16 protein-coding genes are annotated in these 15,009 nt (G+C 71.7%); 10 read left to right on the forward strand and 6 right to left on the reverse strand.

Features of this window, described 5'->3' with window-relative positions:
• The first annotated feature begins 58 nt into the window (after positions 1–58).
• From ACGF8A_RS25230 to ACGF8A_RS25240, 3 genes are all read left to right on the forward strand, one after another.
• Positions 59–1,165: a protein kinase gene (locus tag ACGF8A_RS25230; protein WP_393111864.1), complete on the forward strand. Its 1,107-nt coding sequence runs from the start codon at positions 59–61 to the stop codon at positions 1,163–1,165.
• 135 nt (positions 1,166–1,300) lie between these two features.
• Entirely contained in the window at positions 1,301–2,032 is a 732-nt protein-coding gene (locus tag ACGF8A_RS25235; protein WP_393111866.1) for a ferritin-like domain-containing protein, read from the forward strand.
• A gap of 73 nt (positions 2,033–2,105) precedes the next feature.
• Positions 2,106–2,975 (forward strand): hypothetical protein, encoded by an 870-nt coding sequence (locus tag ACGF8A_RS25240; RefSeq protein WP_393111868.1) that lies wholly within the window; start codon positions 2,106–2,108, stop codon positions 2,973–2,975.
• A gap of 257 nt (positions 2,976–3,232) precedes the next feature.
• On the opposite strand, the gene ACGF8A_RS25245 is transcribed toward ACGF8A_RS25240, so the two are convergent.
• The 5 genes from ACGF8A_RS25245 to ACGF8A_RS25265 all read right to left on the reverse strand — a co-directional run bounded on the left by ACGF8A_RS25245 (position 3,233) and on the right by ACGF8A_RS25265 (position 7,194).
• Positions 3,233–3,502 carry a hypothetical protein gene (locus tag ACGF8A_RS25245; protein ID WP_393111870.1) on the reverse strand — a complete coding sequence of 90 codons (270 nt, stop codon included), beginning with the start codon at positions 3,500–3,502 and terminating at the stop codon, positions 3,233–3,235.
• Between the two features lie 112 nt (positions 3,503–3,614).
• On the reverse strand, positions 3,615–4,580 hold the full coding sequence (locus tag ACGF8A_RS25250) for a hypothetical protein (protein ID WP_393111872.1): 966 nt from the start codon (positions 4,578–4,580) through the stop codon (positions 3,615–3,617).
• Positions 4,577–5,065, reverse strand: a complete 489-nt coding sequence (locus ACGF8A_RS25255; protein WP_393111874.1) for a hypothetical protein — start codon at positions 5,063–5,065, stop codon at positions 4,577–4,579. Before ACGF8A_RS25255 ends, ACGF8A_RS25250 begins: the two co-directional genes overlap by 4 nt.
• Positions 5,066–5,068: 3 nt before the next feature.
• Positions 5,069–6,298 carry a macrolide family glycosyltransferase gene (locus tag ACGF8A_RS25260; protein WP_393111876.1) on the reverse strand — a complete coding sequence of 410 codons (1,230 nt, stop codon included), beginning with the start codon at positions 6,296–6,298 and terminating at the stop codon, positions 5,069–5,071.
• Complete coding sequence (locus tag ACGF8A_RS25265; RefSeq protein WP_393111878.1) at positions 6,295–7,194, reverse strand: patatin-like phospholipase family protein; 900 nt, start codon at positions 7,192–7,194, stop codon at positions 6,295–6,297. Before ACGF8A_RS25265 ends, ACGF8A_RS25260 begins: the two co-directional genes overlap by 4 nt.
• A gap of 539 nt (positions 7,195–7,733) precedes the next feature.
• On the opposite strand from ACGF8A_RS25265, the gene ACGF8A_RS25270 reads away from it, so the two are divergent.
• From ACGF8A_RS25270 to ACGF8A_RS25290, 5 genes are all read left to right on the forward strand, one after another.
• Positions 7,734–8,117 (forward strand): VOC family protein, encoded by a 384-nt coding sequence (locus tag ACGF8A_RS25270; protein WP_393111880.1) that lies wholly within the window; start codon positions 7,734–7,736, stop codon positions 8,115–8,117.
• 126 nt (positions 8,118–8,243) lie between these two features.
• Complete coding sequence (locus ACGF8A_RS25275) at positions 8,244–8,822, forward strand: TetR/AcrR family transcriptional regulator (RefSeq protein ID WP_393111882.1); 579 nt, start codon at positions 8,244–8,246, stop codon at positions 8,820–8,822.
• Between the two features lie 363 nt (positions 8,823–9,185).
• Positions 9,186–9,572 carry a hypothetical protein gene (locus ACGF8A_RS25280; RefSeq protein ID WP_393111884.1) on the forward strand — a complete coding sequence of 129 codons (387 nt, stop codon included), beginning with the start codon at positions 9,186–9,188 and terminating at the stop codon, positions 9,570–9,572.
• Between the two features lie 495 nt (positions 9,573–10,067).
• Positions 10,068–11,033: a TerC family protein gene (locus ACGF8A_RS25285; protein WP_393112062.1), complete on the forward strand. Its 966-nt coding sequence runs from the start codon at positions 10,068–10,070 to the stop codon at positions 11,031–11,033.
• Positions 11,034–11,420: 387 nt separating this feature from the next.
• Positions 11,421–11,762, forward strand: a complete 342-nt coding sequence (locus tag ACGF8A_RS25290) for a VOC family protein (protein ID WP_393111886.1) — start codon at positions 11,421–11,423, stop codon at positions 11,760–11,762.
• Positions 11,763–11,870: 108 nt separating this feature from the next.
• Here ACGF8A_RS25290 and ACGF8A_RS25295 read toward each other — a convergent pair whose 3' ends face one another.
• A complete protein-coding gene (locus tag ACGF8A_RS25295; RefSeq protein ID WP_393111888.1) occupies positions 11,871–12,614 on the reverse strand; it encodes a class I SAM-dependent methyltransferase in 744 nt (247 codons plus the stop codon).
• Positions 12,615–12,887: 273 nt separating this feature from the next.
• On the opposite strand from ACGF8A_RS25295, the gene ACGF8A_RS25300 reads away from it, so the two are divergent.
• Together ACGF8A_RS25300 and ACGF8A_RS25305 are read left to right on the forward strand one after the other, a co-directional pair.
• Entirely contained in the window at positions 12,888–13,091 is a 204-nt protein-coding gene (locus tag ACGF8A_RS25300; RefSeq protein WP_007502648.1) for a cold-shock protein, read from the forward strand.
• Positions 13,092–13,180: 89 nt separating this feature from the next.
• A complete protein-coding gene (locus ACGF8A_RS25305) occupies positions 13,181–14,872 on the forward strand; it encodes a DEAD/DEAH box helicase (protein WP_393111890.1) in 1,692 nt (563 codons plus the stop codon).
• Positions 14,873–15,009: the final 137 nt, after the last annotated feature.

Raw genomic sequence — 15,009 nt, forward strand, 5'->3', positions numbered from 1 at the left:
GGCGGATGGGTACGTACGTGATCGAGCGGGTGCTCGGCGAGGGCGGGATGGGCACCGTGTGTCTCGCGCGCTCGCGGGGCGGACGCCCGGTGGCCGTGAAGGTCGCCAAGCCGGAGCTGGCACAGGATCCGGGGTTCCGCGAACGGTTCCGCGCGGAGATCACCGCGGCGCGTGCCGTGGGGGCTTCCACACGGCGCCGGTCGTCGACGCCGATCCCGACGCCTCGGCGCCGTGGCTGGCGACCGCCTACGTTCCCGGCCCGACGCTCGCCGAACTCCTCGCCGCCCAGGGGCCGATGGGAGGCATGGCCCTGCGGCAGCTCGGGCTTGCCCTGGCCGAAGCCCTGCAGGCCATCCACGACTGCGGGCTCGTCCACCGTGACCTGAAGCCCGGCAACATCATCATGGCCCACGACGGTCCGCGAGTCGTGGACTTCGGTATCGCGCGGGCCGTGGAGGGCTCACGCCTGACGGTCACCGGTATCGCCGTGGGCACCCCGGGATTCCTGGCCCCCGAGCAGGCCGAGGGACACCCGGTCTCCCCGGCGGCGGACGTCTTCGCACTGGGCGCGGTCCTCGTCGCCGCCGCCGGTGGCAGTGCTTTCGGAGAGGGCACCCCGGCGGCGATGATGTACCGGTCGGTGCACCACGAGCCCGACCTGACCGCCGTGCCCTCCGCGCGGCGTCGTCGCCGCCTGCATGGCCAAGTCGCCCGAGCAGCGGCCCACCTCCGAGCAACTGCTGAACACGCTCGCGCCCCCCGAAGACCAGCAGCGGTCCGACGGCTACCGGCCCACCTCGGTGGTCCCCTCCGCGCCACCGCCGCCGATCCCTGCGTACCCTCCGGCACCCCGAAGCTGCCACCCACGGCGGATGCGGGCACCGAGGAGCCGCAGCTCCTCGCCATGGACCGCAGGAACGCCGTGGTGGCGGACACGGACGGCATCTCACTCGGCAACAACGGACGTACCACCCATCTCTCCTGGAGCGCCGTCCGCGCAGTCACCTACGACGAGAAGGGGCGCGGACTCGGCCTCACCGTGACCGTGCACCTCGCCGACGGCGTCTCCCACTCGTGCCGGGTCACCACCCGTGACGAGGAGGTACTGGACGAGTGGATCGACCAGGTCATCCTCGTGCGCGAACACTTTCTCCCCGGTCCCTGACGCCGGCGTGCGCGTCGGCCCCGGTGGCGGGCGGGGAGCAAGTCCCGGTACCGGGCAGCCGTGGAACTGTTCGGTGCGCGCACGCGTCGTCCCTCTCCAGGGCGCGCCGGCCGTGCCCGGGAGAGGGGAGCCCGGGTGCGGACGAGCGGCTTCGCCAAGTGGACAAGGCAGTTCGAGGACGAACGTGCGCGCAGGGTTGCTCTCGATGACCCGGACTGGGGGCACCGCGCGACCCTGCATCCCGCGGTGTGGGCCGGCGTTCAGCGCTTCCAGGTGGGCGAGGACGGTGACGGCGCCAACCTCGTCGCCAAGGCGGACGAGGCCGGCGACGACGACTACGCCCAGGCCGTGCGGCTCTTCGTCGCCGAGGAGCAGAACCACGCCCGCCTCCTGGCCCGGCTGCTGGCCGCGGGCGGTGTACCGGCGCTGACGGGCCACTGGAGCGACACGGTATTCGTCAGGCTGCGGCGCCTGCTGGGACTGCGCATGGAACTCCTGGTGCTGCTGATCGCGGAAGTGGTCGCGCTGCGTTACTACCGGGCTCTGCGCGACGGCACCGACGACCCGCTCGTCACGGACATCGCCGGGCGGATCCTGGCCGACGAACAGCGCCATGTCCCCTTCCACTGCGAGCGACTGCACGACTCGCTCGCCGAGCTGCCCCGCGTCACGCGCCGTCCGGTGATGGCCCTGTGGCGGCTCCTTCTGGTCGCGGTGTGCCTCGTCGTCGCCGCCGACCACGGGCGGGGGCTGCGACAACTCGGCGTCGGACGCCTGCGATTCGTGACGGACGTCGTGGCCTCGTCCGGCGCTGTCGCCTCGGCGGTGCTGACGCCCCGCCCGGATGCGTGGACCAGCACGGGCTGAGGACTGACGACCGCCCACCGCCTTCTGTCCGGACCGGGATGCCCGTGGCGCGCGTTCCGCTACGATCCCCGGCATGTCGAGGTGGGACACGGGTGGGGGAGCGCGGGGCGGGAGCGCCGCCGCCTGGGTCGCCGAGGTCGTGGACCACCGGCGCGCGGTCGGGGAGCCGCCGTACAAGCGGTCCCCGTGCCCGCAGGAGCCGCTGGCGCGCCGGGACGGGCTGCGCATCCTCGGCGCCGTCGGGTCGGTCAGCTGTGTCGACGCCACCGGCCGGACCTGCTGGACGCACCGCTGCGGCGGGCGGCCCAATGCCGCCCACCTGTCCGGCGACCGGGTGCTCGTCACCACGGACTCCCTGGAGTACACGCCCTGGGGCAACCTCGGTCCGGCGCTGCTCCTCGACATGGCGGACGGGCGGCTCGTCGCCGATTTGCGCGGGGAGCGCGCCGCCGCGCGGGGAGGCGGCCGCTTCGTGCTCGGGCTGGAGGGCTACGACGTCTTCGACACCTGGGAGTACGACCGGGACGGCACCCGGACGGACAACTGGCGCTCCTACGGCCACTACGTCGTCGGCACCGGTCTGCGCGTCGTCGAAGCCGACCGCAACGTGCCGACCAGCGGCCGGGTCGTCCGGCTCCTGCCCGGCGGAGTCGTGGAGCGCGGCCCGCGCCTGACCGACCCGCTGCCGCCCGAGCCGCTGGTCCTGCCCGACGGTACGATCCTGGTCCTCGACGGCGGAGTGGTCCGCGCGGTGGGCCGCAGGCTCGACAGCGCCGTCCTCGCCGAACTCGCCGGCGCTTCGGCGGACATCGGGGCGCGGACGACGCGGGCGCTGCGGTGGGACGGTGACCGGGTCGCCGTGGTCGTCGCCGGGCAGCACGCGGACGAGACCGGCCGCTGCACGGTGGACACCTGGACCCTCGCCCTCCGCCACCGCGCCTGAGGCGGCATCACCCGAGACCCGATCCGGGGCCCGTCACCACTGAAACCGGCCCCGGGCAGGGCACCCACGCCTGCCCTGCCCGCACGGAACCGGCATCGGCAGCACATCCCCGGCGGCGCACACCGTCGACGGTCCTGCGCGTGACCGTGAACAGCGTCACCGCCGATCACAAGATCACCGTCCGCCGCCGCTGACCGCGCGCACCCGGCAGGCGACCGCGGGCCGCCTGCCGGACACGGACTTCCCCTGCGCCTAGCTCACTCGACGGCCCGTGGCGGCAGGGGGGAGTAGCGGGTGGGCCCAGGAGTGCGGCCCTGCGGAGGGTAGTCGCGGTCGAGGCCGGCGATCTCGTAGTCGTCGCGCTGGTTCTGTTCCTGGTCGACGACCACGGCCGCGGTGCAGAGGCGGCCGTGCTCGTCGGTGAACGTGACGACCTCGCTGTAGTCGGTCGGGGTGCCGCAGCCGGCGAGCAGCAACGCCGCCGCGCCGACCGCCACCGCCGTGCCGAGCCTGGTCAGCCGCTTCATGTCTCTCCCCCCATGTGCGCAGCCCCGGGCACCCGGCTGTCGCGTTCCACAACGCAGCCGCCGACGACGCTGCGGACACCCGGTTTGCCGCACCCGGTCGCGGGGCGGCTCGTCAGGCCGCGCCGTCGCCCGAGTGCGGGCCGCCTGCCGACGCCGGGGGCGGGATCACCCCTTCGCGGGCCCGGACGACCTCGATCACTGTGTCGGCCGTGCGGTCCAGATGACTGCGGCCGTCGGGCAGTAGCGCCTTGGGGCTGATGTAGCTGAGGGGGCCCACGTGGGTTGCCGGGTCGAGCCGGTGCCCGATGACCTTCCCGGCACGGACGGCCCGGTTCCATCCGCTGCGCCGGCACAGCCGCCAGCGCTGCGGGAAGATCCAGGTGCCGACCCGCTCGATGCGGTCGTTCGCGCTGGTGAGCCGGTGCAGCCGCTCGGCGTACGTGAGATCGTTCGCGCCGTTGTGGAACCCGCCGAGCGTGACCAGCAGCAGCGGGGCGCGCAGTCGGGTGTGCAGTTCCTCCACGGCGCCGGTGGCGACCTGGGCACCGCCGCTGTAACTGAGCAGCACCACGGGGATGCCGCTGTCGGGCCGGTAGCCGGCGAGCCGGAGTTGTGCGGCTGTCTGACTGCCGACGGCGCGGTTGTACAGCGGCCGGTAGCGCCGGTCCGCGGCGACGAAGATCTGCATCACGTTGTGCAGGAACAGCAGCAGGCCGGCACGGCGGCGCAGCCACGCCCAGACCGGCCGGTCGGCGAGCGGATCGGCCAGCGGCGAGTACGGCTGCACCTGGCCGAGGACCCGGAGCTCCGGCGCCTTGGCGATCAGGGCCCTGACCAGTTCGCCACCGTCCCGGCTGTCGCGTACGCGGCGTTTGCCGATGCCGTCCAGGAAGACCAGGTACGCGCCGGGAGGGGCATCGGGGGCCGCACCCCGGGCGTAAGGAGTACCGGCGGGGAGTTCGGTGGTCGGCGCCCGCCAGCCGGCGCCGTACACCAGCACCTCGTAGCGGGCGAGCAGCGCCTCGGCGATCAAGGCGGTCCCGATTCCACCGCACACCCACAGGAGCAGTTCGTTCATGCGACCGGCTCCGGCCTGCGGGGCACGCTCAGCCACACGACCAGCCGTCGGACGGCCTCCACAGCGAGTCCGAGGCCGACTCCGGCGACGGCCAGGCCTGCGGCGGCCGTCCACCAGCCGAGCCCGGTCGCCCCGGCGAAGGGGCCGGTCAGCGTCACACCCACCCCCACGAGGAGCAGCAGGTGGAGGAACGGTCCGAGCAGTGGGAACGCGAGGACTGCGGTGAACACCAGCGGAGCCACCAGGCCCGGCGTCCACAGCAGGCCGTCGCCCGGAGGCGGGGAGGCAAGCACGAAGCCGGCCAGGGCCCATGCGGTCAGCGGCCAGAGCCCGAACACGACCGCCTCGACGACTCCGCCCGTCACCAGCAGGCTGATCAGGTGGCTTCGCGACACGCCGGGGCGGCGCACCGCCAGGGGCACGACGCGCCCGGCGGCCTCCGAGACTCCGGCGAGCAACAGCAGGATGACGACGACGGGTGACATCACTCAGCCTCGCTGTGACGGATCGAGCGGAGCCGGAGCCGGACGACCGACCGGGCCGGACTGCCGCAGATACCGCTCGAGTTCGTCGGCGGCGCGCTCGTAGCCGCCGGCCTCGTGCTGTGCGGCACGCAGGGTTCCCGCCGCCGCCCGGAACCGGGGTTCGTCGAGCAGACGCCGGGCGAGGGCGCGGACGGAGCTCTCGGTGACGTCGTGGTTGCGGATCGACAGACCGGCGCCGAGTTCGACCACACGACGGGCCACCAGCGGCTGGTCGGCGCCCTGCGGGATCACCAGCATCGGAACTCCGGTGTACAGGGCCTCGTTGACGCTGTTCATCCCGCCGTGGGTGACGAACAGGGCGGCACGTTCCAGAACTTGAAGCTGGGGCACGGAGCGGCGGGCGAGCACCTGGGCCGGCAACGGGCCGAGCGCCTCGGGATCGGTGCGCCCGGTGGAGACGATCACGGTCCCGCCCAGCGGGGCGAGCGCGGTGGCGAAGGAGCGCAGCAAAGCCGGGCCGGCGCCGAAGAGCGTGCCGAGCGACGCGTACAGCACCGGGCCGCGCAGGTCCTCGACGGGGAACGAGGGGTCGGCCGGGCGGGCACCGATGCTGGGCCCGACGAACCGGTACGAGGAGTCGACGCCGTCGCTGCCGGGCTGGAACGCCCGCGAGGTGTACACCAGGTTGAGGGCCTGGCGAATATTCCCCAGGTCGAGCGGGGGCAGCCCCCGGGTGTCATAACGGCGGCGCAACTCCAGGCGCGCCCGCAGATAGCCCCGCACGTTGCGGGTGTGTGCCGCGGCCGAGGCCAGCAGTGCCCAGGAACCGCTGGTGGGGCTGGGCACCCTCCGGTTGTACGCGAAGGTGGTGAAGGACGACGCCACCGGCACCCCGAGCTCGCGGGCGGCGATGGCGCCCCACGGGCAGGCGTTGTCGTGGACGATCAGGTCGGGCCGGATGCCTCGCAGGTCGGACAGGACGCCTGGCAGCAGGCGGACGGCGGTGCGGGTGAGTCCCTCCATCAGCGTGACCGGCATCGGCGGATCGGCGATCGGCCGGTCGCCCCCGGGGTGGAGGAGCACATTCGCGCCGGTGGCCTGGATCTCGTCCTGGAACGCGGGCGAGGTGTGGTATGTGACGCGGTGGCCGCGCCGGACGAGTTCCGCCACGATCGGCAGGGTCGGGTTGATGTGGCCCCGCATGGCGATGTTGAGGAAGGCGATGGTGCTCACGGGCCGCCTCCCTGGACGAAGGAGGCCGGCGGCCCGCCGGAACCCTGCGGGCCCGCGCCCGGACCGGTCGGCGCTGTGACGAGGTCGCCGCCCTGGTACAGGCCCGGCCCGTCGATGCGCAGGCTGTCCAGGAAGTCCCCGGCCGCGAGTGCCGCGGTGCTGATCAGCCGTTTGGAATGGCTGAAGTCCCAGGGTGAGGGCCAGGCGTCGATACCGGTCGGAAGCACCACCGTCGGGATGTGCCGGGACACCTCGCGCAGGTCGCGCTGGATCTGGTGGTGCAACAGCAGCAGCCCGGCCCGCGCCGCGATGGCGCCCGCACGCCGGCGTGGGATGTCCGGGCTCAAAGGCGCGCTTTCCGGCCCGGTCGACAACACCACCACGCTGGCCGCCCCGGCCTGCAGGGCCGCATGCACGGGAACGTAGGCGACCACTCCGCCGTCGACGAGGGTCCGCCCAGCACGCTCCACCGGGGGCAGCATCCCGGGGATGGCCGCACTGGCCAGCAGCGCGGACTGGAGGTCCCCGTGGTCGAGCAACGCGGGAGCCCCGGTGGCCAGGTCCATGGCCACCGCGGTGAAGGGCACGACCAGTTCCTCGATCCGGGACGGCAGCCCGGACCCCGCGATCAGCCGGCGCAGGCCCCGGTCGGTGAAAAGGCTCGCCCGTGAGGACAGGTAGCCGAGCTGATACACGTCACGGCGCCGCAACTGGGTCCACACGTTGTCGAGCCACGGAGCGGCCTCGTCGGGATGCGCGGCAGCGATGGCTCCGTTCAGCGCGCCCACCGAGGTGCCCACGATCATGTCGGGAGCGAAGCCGCGCTGCTCCAGCGCGTACCCGACCCCCACATGCGCCGCTCCCAGCACACCACCGGCGCCCACCACAGCCGCCACGGGCCGAGGCAGCGCGTCCAGGCCCGTCTTCGCGCGCTCATCCTGGGCCCGGCGGCTCGCGCCTGGATGCTCCTGCCGGGCGTTCTCAGCACCGGCACGGCTCCCGGGGCCAGGCCCTCGCCCGGTCCTCGCGCTTCCGGGGCCAGGGGCGTGACGTGCCCATGGCGCTGGACTCCGGTTCTGCGGAACCCTCATGTCCACTCCACGCAGCTGCTGGTTCGGTGCACCGCTCGAGAAGGCCGGCGCCCCGATCGCCGGACGCGCATCACACCTCTCGGAGGGCTGGCTCCGCGGGGTGGAATGCGTCACCTATTATCCGCACGAAGAGGATAATCCTCGCGACCGCGAGGACGCTCACCCGGGACCGGAGCGCGATGCTCGTTGCCGGGGCGAGGGCCGAGTGAGGTCGGCGAGCCGAAGACGATCGCGTCGGAGGCGTCGGGCAACTCCCACTGCTCGTCGGTGAGGGAGCGCAGACCGGCGGACTTCAGCCCCTGCGGACGATGCGCCTCCTGGGCCGGCTGCCTACACTCGCGGGCATGGCATGCCGCATCAGTGAGTTGGTCATCGACGCCGCCGACCCCGAACGCCTCGCCGTGTTCTGGAGCGAGGTCCTCGGCTACGTCGAACTCGGCCGGGAGGATGACGGAAGCATCGAGATCGGGCCGTCCGGCGTCGGCTTCGGCGGCCCGCTGCCCACCCTCGTGCTCAGTCCCAGCGCCGACCGGCGATCCGGCAAGCTCCGACTGCACATCGACGTCAATGCCACCGACCGCGACCAGGACGCCGAGCTGGAGCGACTGCTCGCCCTCGGCGCCAGGCCCGTCGATGTCGGCCAGACCGGCAGCGAGAGCTGGCATGTCCTGTCCGACCCGGAAGGCAATGAGTTCTGCCTCCTGCAGACCCGGCTTCAGCCTCTCTGATCCCTTGCCCGTCGGCCCTGCGTGAGGCCGGCGTGGTGCACCGGGTCCCCTCGCGCAGCGATCCCCCCAGATGCACTACTCTGCCTGGAGTGGTTTGAACGTAGTACTGCGCCTGGAGTGGTGTCGATGGTGAGACGGAACGACCAGCGACGCGCTGCGCTCGTCGACGCGGCGATCGAGGTACTGGCCCGAGAAGGCGCACGCGGCCTGACCTTCCGGGCCGTCGATACCGAGGCGGCCGTTCCCGTCGGCACGGCGTCCAACTACTTCACCAGCCGCGACGACCTGTTCACCCAGGCCGGTGCACGGGTCTACGAGCGACTCCAGCCCGACGAGGCCACGATCGCCCGCCATCAGGCGGCCGACCGTGACCGGGAGACCTACGGCGCACTGATGCGCGAACTCGTAGGCCGCGTCGCCTCGTTCCGCACCGGTTACCTCGCGCTGCTGGAACTCCGCCTCGAGGCCACCCGCCGACCCGAACTGCGCAGGGTCCTCACCGAGCGGGTCCGGGCCGACGTCGACGCCAACGTCGCCCACCACGAGGGTTCCGGCCTCCCTGGCGACGCCATGGCCGTCAAGCTGCTCATGCTGACGCTCAACTGGCTGATCGTCGAGCAGCTCACCCTGCCGGACGTCTTCACGGAGGCGGAGCGCGAACAACTGGTGACGGCCGCGGTGGAGCGCATCGTGGCGGCGGAGTAGACGACCCGGCGCCGGAGGCGACGCCACCCCGGCGGAGCGGCCGGGTGGCGGGGCTGATCCCGCTGTCACCGAGGCGCTCCCCGCCGGCTGAGGCACCCGCGCCCCGCCCGAGGTGTCCGCCGAGCCCGTCCGTCCCAGCCGGGTGCCCGGAGCTCGGCGTGAGTGGCCGTGACCGTCCGCAGCCGGCATGTCGTTGCCGGCGCAGAACTCACCCGAGCGGTTCCGGTTGAAACGTCAATCACGCTGGCTCACAGGCAAGTTTGCCACCCGAAAGCGGACGGCAGAGACTGGATGTAAAGGGCGCGGGCCCATCGACGTCCGGAACCCGCGCCGCCCCGACGAGCACGAACGAAGGGGCTCCCGGTGGAAACTCAGTTGCAGATTCTCCTGTCCGAGGAGGGGGCGAAAGCCGAGCACATCGCGAAGCTCACCGGCTATCTCCGTGAGGAATTGCTCCAGCTCGATGTGGACGATGTGACGGCCGTCCCCGGTCCGCCGGTCCCGCCCGGCGCAAGGGCGGGCGAGGTCGCCTTGATCGGCGCGCTGCTGGTGAACCTGGGTGCGACTGCCACCGATCTGAGCCAGGTGCTGAACGTCGTCCGCGACTGGTGGGGCCGCTGCCATGGCAGGCGTCCGTCCCTGCGCCTGACCTTCGACGACGACGTGCTGGAGCTGTCCGAGGCGACGGACCAGCAGGTGGCGGAGGCGTTCGACGTGTTCCTCCGCCGCCACTCCACGGTGGGGACCTGACCACGACCGAGCCGGGGTCCGAGCCCGGCGGCAGGCCCGGCCCAGGCCTCGGCTCGCGCTGAAGGCACCGGCGCAGGAGGCCGAAGCCCTCGCCGACGTCCTGGGCGATACCCGGCAGCGGTGGTTTCGCGTCGCGGTCGGGCGCAACGAACCGGCGCACGAAATCTCTGCGCGGATCGAGGAACACTCCACCGAGCGCAGTTCCGGCGACACGATCCTGCTGCACTTCTCCTGCCACGGGTCGACCGGCTGCGCACGACCGGAGGGACCGGCAGCCTCGGGGAGTACGCCGAGTCGACCGGCTCGGTGACACACCCGCGACGATGCCGGACGCGCTGAGGGGTATCGCCTGTCTGGTCGGACTCCGCTTCTTCGAGGAGCCCGCTCCCGAGTCACCCCCTTGCATCACCCGGACGTCTTGTTCGCCTGTTCCGCGTGGAACTCGGCAAGCAGCCCGGCAATGCCGCCGGTCTCATCAGCACCTGGAGTGGACCGATGAACGTCTCCCCGACCGTCTGGCTGCTGACCGTCGCCGTCCTCTGTGCCCTCGTCGCCGTCGACTTCTTCATCGGCCGTAAGCCCCACGAGGTGTCGATCAGGGAAGCCGGTACCTGGACGGTCGTATGGATCGTGCTGGCCTGCGCGTTCGGGGTGTTCCTGGGCTTCTACGGCGGGGGCGGGCCGGCGGGGGAGTTCTTCGCCGGGTACATCACCGAGAAGTCGTTGAGCGTCGACAACCTGTTCGTCTTCGTGCTGATCATGGGGAAGTTCGCGGTGCCGGCGCAGTACCAGCAGCGGGTGCTGATGGTCGGTGTCCTGGTGGCGCTGGTGCTGCGGGCCGGTTTCATCGCGGCCGGCGCGGCGATCATCTCGGCGTTCTCGTGGGTGTTCTACATCTTCGGGGCCTTTCTGATCTGGACGGCGTGGAAGCTGATCCAGGACGCGCGAAAGGAGGAGCACGAGGAGGAGTACCAGGAGAACAAGCTGCTCAAGGCAGCAGAGCGGCGCTTCGGAGTGGCCGACCGCTATCACGGCACCAAGTTGTGGATCAAGCAGGACGGCAAGCGGGTCATGACCCCGATGCTGGTCGTGATGCTCGCCATCGGTTCCACCGACGTGCTGTTCGCGCTGGACTCCATCCCCGCCATCTACGGCCTGACCCAGGACCCCTACATCGTGTTCACCGCCAACGCCTTCGCGCTGATGGGCCTCAGACAGCTGTACTTCCTGATCGGCGGCCTGCTGGAGAAGCTGGTCCACCTGTCGTACGGCCTGTCGATCATCCTGGGCTTCATCGGCGTCAAGCTGGTGCTCCACGCCCTGCACGAGTCCGGGGTCCACGTCCCGGAGATCAGCATTCCGTTCTCGCTGGCCTTCATCGTGCTGGTCCTGGCCGTCACGACCTTCACCAGTCTGCGGGCCACGAGAAAGCAGCAGGCCGGCGACAGTGATCGGCGTTAGCTCCGTCAAGCGCCCCGTCGCACGGCAACGTGATGTCCGGGAACGCGACCGCGGCACCTGACCCCGTACACCGGGGAGGGCGAGAGACAGGCCCTCTTCGCGAGTACGGCGCTCGCCGCGCCCACCGCCGGGGACGGCCCGCTCCTATCCCTGGACGGGGTGCGGGTCCCGGGGCGTCTCGCACGCATGAGCGTGAAGGTGTCCGAGCACGACCGGCTGCTCGTGACCGATGGGAACGGGGCCGGGAAGTCGAACCCTGCCGGCCGTGCTCGCCGAGGGCGAGGTGCGGTGGCGCGGTCTGACCGTGGGGCTGCTTGTCCAGGACACCGTTTGCCGTGAAGTGGTCGCAGGAGCCGTTCCTCTCGGTCACTCCCTACCATGTGCTTCATGGCTGTCGACCTCTTCGCGGGCATTCCGGTCAACGACTACCCGGCGGCGCTGGACTGGTACGAGCGGCTGCTCGGCTCCCCTGCGGCGTTCGTCCCGAACGACAGGGAAGCCGTCTGGGAGCTCGCGGAGCACCGGTACGTGTACATCGAGCTTCGGCCCGGGCGCGCCGGTCATGCCCTGCACACCGTGTTCGTCGACGATCTCGACGCGCGCATCGCCGGGATCACCGGTCGGGGAGTGGAGCCCACGAGTCGCGAGACCTACTCCAACGGCGTGCGCAAGGTCACCTACCGGGACCCCGACGGCAACGAGATCGGCTTCGGCGGCGCTCCACTCTGACCGCGACCGGCCGGCCAGGTGACCTGCCGTCACCAGTCGTGAACTCCCGCCCCGCGCAGCCCTTCTGGCAGATCCACGCCCCGGTCAGCCGGCGTGGATCAGGCGGTGTCACGGCATCGGCGGGATCCGGTACACGGAGACGTGCGAGCGTGACTCGGCGGTGAACGGGGTGCCGGCCCAGTCCGCATGCCGTGTCTCCAGCTCGAAGCCGGCCAGCTGAGCCATGAGGTCGAGTTCGGCCGGCCAGATGTAGCGATGCGGGGTGCGGTACAGGCGCGCCTGCTCGGACTCGTCGAAGTGGAAGTGGTGCGACACCACGTGCTGGCGCAGGACGTCGTAGGTGTCCAAAGCGATGTAGCCGGGCTCGCACTGCCCGACGGTGGCCGCCCGGCCCGGCGGGAGCTTGCGCAGCTCGGGTACCCAGAGCTCGATCACGAACCGTCCCCCGGGTGAGAGGTGGCGGGCGGCGTTGCGGAAGCACTCGACCTGCTCATCCTGCGTGAGCAGGTTGGAGATCGTGTTGAAGACGAGATAGACGAGCGCGTACTTCCCGGGGGCGGCGGTGGTCGCCATATCACCGATGATCACTGGAATCGACGCTTCGTCGGCCTTGGTCCGCAGTTGCTCCACCATCGGCACCGACAGCTCGATGCCGGTGACGGAGACACCCTGTTCGGCGAGCGGGACGGCTACCCGGCCGGTCCCGATGGCGAACTCGAGTGCCGCTCCGTCCGCCGCGAGCTGGACGAGCCGGCCGACGGTGGGCCCGAGGACCTCGGGCGCGAACATGCCGGAGCCAGGCGTGTCGTAGCGCTGCGCCGCACCGGCGTCCCAGATCTGCTCCTGCTGCATACCGACACGTTTGCCGCCGGCAGGGACGATGTCCAGCGAGTTTTCCGCACCGCGACGCGCTTCGAGGGCATGCGCGGGGCGCCCGGGTCCGCCGGTGGTCGGCCGGCTCGTGGGGGCACCCCGCATCAGCCGCCGAGCCGTGCTAGGCTGCCGCTGTTGCAGTTGTGGTACCCATGAACCTGTGTGCGCCTGACGGGAATGTTTCTCCTGCAGGCGCATTATTTGTTTTCCGGCGTCTCCGGATGGGGCCTCTGCCTACGGAAGGAGCAGCTCATGGCACAGGGAACCGTCAAGTGGTTCAACTCCGAAAAGGGTTTCGGATTCATCGAGCAGGACGGCGGCGGCCCCGACGTCTTCGCCCACTACTCGAACATCGCGACGCAGGGCTTCCGTGAGCTCCAGGAGGGCCAGCGGGTCTCCTTCGACGTCACTCAGGGCCAGAAGGGCCCCCAGGCGGAGAACATCGTCCCCGCCTGATCGCCGGGCGCGCGTATCCGCTCACCGGGGTTTGCACCGTCACGGTGCGGACCCCGGTTTGTGCTGTTTCCAGGAAGGCAGAACACTGCATGTCCCGCAGGCCCCAGAAGCCGAACCGGCGCGCCACGTCGCCCCGGCAGTCCGCGTCGTCGCCGAGTGAGTTCCGGCTGCCGGAAAGCACGACGCCCGCACTACCCGCCGTCGAGGACTTCGCCGGTCTGGACATGCCGGCAGGGCTGCTGAAGACCCTCACCGCGCAAGGCGTGACCACGCCCTTCCCCATCCAGGCAGCCACACTGCCCAACTCACTCGCAGGCCGCGACCTGCTGGGACGGGGACGTACCGGCTCGGGCAAGACCCTCGCGTTCGGGTTGGCGCTGCTGGCCCGGACGGCCGGACTGCGCGCGAAGCCCACGGCGCCCCTCGCCCTGGTGCTGGTGCCCACGCGTGAACTCGCCCAGCAGGTGACCGACGCGCTGACCCCTTACGCGACGGCGGTGAACCTCCGGCTGACCACCGTGGTCGGTGGGCTGTCCATCACCAAGCAGGCGAGTGCCCTCCGGCGCGGCGCGGAGGTGGTCGTCGCCAGTCCCGGCAGGCTCAACGACCTTGTGGAGCGCGGTGACTGCGTACTCGGCGACGTAGGCATCACGGTGCTGGACGAGGCCGACCAGATGACCGACATGGGCTTCCTGCCACAGATCACGAAACTGATCCAGCAAGTACGGCCCGACGGACAGCGCATGCTCTTCTCGGCCACCCTGGACCGCAACATCGATCGCCTGGTGCAGCGCTTCCTGACCGACCCGGTTGTCCACTCCGTGGACCCGTCCGCCGGAGCGGTGACGACGATGGAGCACCACGTGCTCCACATCCAGGACGAGACCGTCAAGAAGACCGTCACCACGCGCATCGCGGCCCGTGACGGCCGGGTCATCCTCTTCCTCGACACCAAGAGGTCCGCGGACCGGCTCGCCAAGCGGCTGCTGGCCGTCGGCGTCCGAGCGGCGGCCCTGCACGGCGGCCGGTCCCAGCCGCAGCGCAATCGCACCCTGGAGCAGTTCAAGAACGGTCAGGTCACCGCCTTGGTGGCCACGAACGTCGCGGCCAGGGGCATACACATCGACGACCTCGACCTGGTCGTGAACGTCGATCCTCCCGCCGACCACAAGGACTACCTCCACCGGGGCGGCCGCACCGCCCGCGCCGGGGGCTCCGGCAGTGTGGTCACACTGGTCCTGCCCACCCAGAAGCGCGACGTCGCGCGGCTCATGTCGGACGCGGGCATCCGCCCCCGGACGGCCGGGGCGAGCGATGCGGAACTGGCCGCCATCACCGGCGCACGCGAGCCGTCCGGCGTGGCCGTGACCATCGAGGTCCCTCAGCCGGCGGCACCGACCGCGTCCCGCCCGGCCCGCAGGACCGGCAGCCGGCCCGGGGACCGCGGACGCCGAAGCGCCGGCGCGGCCAAGGCGGCGACAGGCGCCGCGACCGGTACGGGCAGCCGGGGGTCGGACCGCCGGGCCGCGGCCGGGGCGACAGCGTCCGGCGGCTCCTCCGCGACCGGTGGCCGCGACTCGGCTCGCCGGACCGGCTCCGGCGGGGCGACGGGCGGTGCCCTCGGAACCGGCGGCCGCCGGTCGGACCGCCAGTCCGGGGGCCGTACGGCGAACGGCGCTGCCTCCGGCAAGGCCGGCCGCGCGTCCGGCGGCCGCCGGACGCCGGGCGGCGGAGCCAAGGGCGGCGCCGTGGGGAGCGGCGGCCGCAGCTCCGACCGGTAGGGCGGCGCAGTCGGGAGCCGGGGCCGCAGGTGCGATTCCGCGGCAGCGGCATACCCCCAGCGCCACCCCCCCCCACATCAGGTGGGGGTGGGGGGCGAGCGGCGTCACACCCGGCGGCGGCCTGCCTGTCGCCACCC

Source organism: Streptomyces sp. NPDC047706 (assembly GCF_043204795.1).
Classification (GTDB): domain Bacteria; phylum Actinomycetota; class Actinomycetes; order Streptomycetales; family Streptomycetaceae; genus Streptomyces.

What these genes read in the sequence shown, in the direction of transcription:
- ACGF8A_RS25240 (WP_393111868.1), top strand. Translation starts at nt 2,106, where the DNA reads ATGTCGAGGTGGGACACGGGTGGGGGAGCGCGGGGCGGGAGCGCCGCC.
- ACGF8A_RS25245 (WP_393111870.1), bottom strand. Translation starts at nt 3,502, where the DNA reads ATGAAGCGGCTGACCAGGCTCGGCACGGCGGTGGCGGTCGGCGCGGCG.
- ACGF8A_RS25250 (WP_393111872.1), bottom strand. Translation starts at nt 4,580, where the DNA reads ATGAACGAACTGCTCCTGTGGGTGTGCGGTGGAATCGGGACCGCCTTG.
- ACGF8A_RS25255 (WP_393111874.1), bottom strand. Translation starts at nt 5,065, where the DNA reads ATGTCACCCGTCGTCGTCATCCTGCTGTTGCTCGCCGGAGTCTCGGAG.
- ACGF8A_RS25270 (WP_393111880.1), top strand. Translation starts at nt 7,734, where the DNA reads ATGGCATGCCGCATCAGTGAGTTGGTCATCGACGCCGCCGACCCCGAA.
- ACGF8A_RS25275 (WP_393111882.1), top strand. Translation starts at nt 8,244, where the DNA reads ATGGTGAGACGGAACGACCAGCGACGCGCTGCGCTCGTCGACGCGGCG.
- ACGF8A_RS25285 (WP_393112062.1), top strand. Translation starts at nt 10,068, where the DNA reads ATGAACGTCTCCCCGACCGTCTGGCTGCTGACCGTCGCCGTCCTCTGT.
- ACGF8A_RS25290 (WP_393111886.1), top strand. Translation starts at nt 11,421, where the DNA reads ATGGCTGTCGACCTCTTCGCGGGCATTCCGGTCAACGACTACCCGGCG.
- ACGF8A_RS25295 (WP_393111888.1), bottom strand. Translation starts at nt 12,614, where the DNA reads ATGCAGCAGGAGCAGATCTGGGACGCCGGTGCGGCGCAGCGCTACGAC.
- ACGF8A_RS25300 (WP_007502648.1), top strand. Translation starts at nt 12,888, where the DNA reads ATGGCACAGGGAACCGTCAAGTGGTTCAACTCCGAAAAGGGTTTCGGA.
- ACGF8A_RS25305 (WP_393111890.1), top strand. Translation starts at nt 13,181, where the DNA reads ATGTCCCGCAGGCCCCAGAAGCCGAACCGGCGCGCCACGTCGCCCCGG.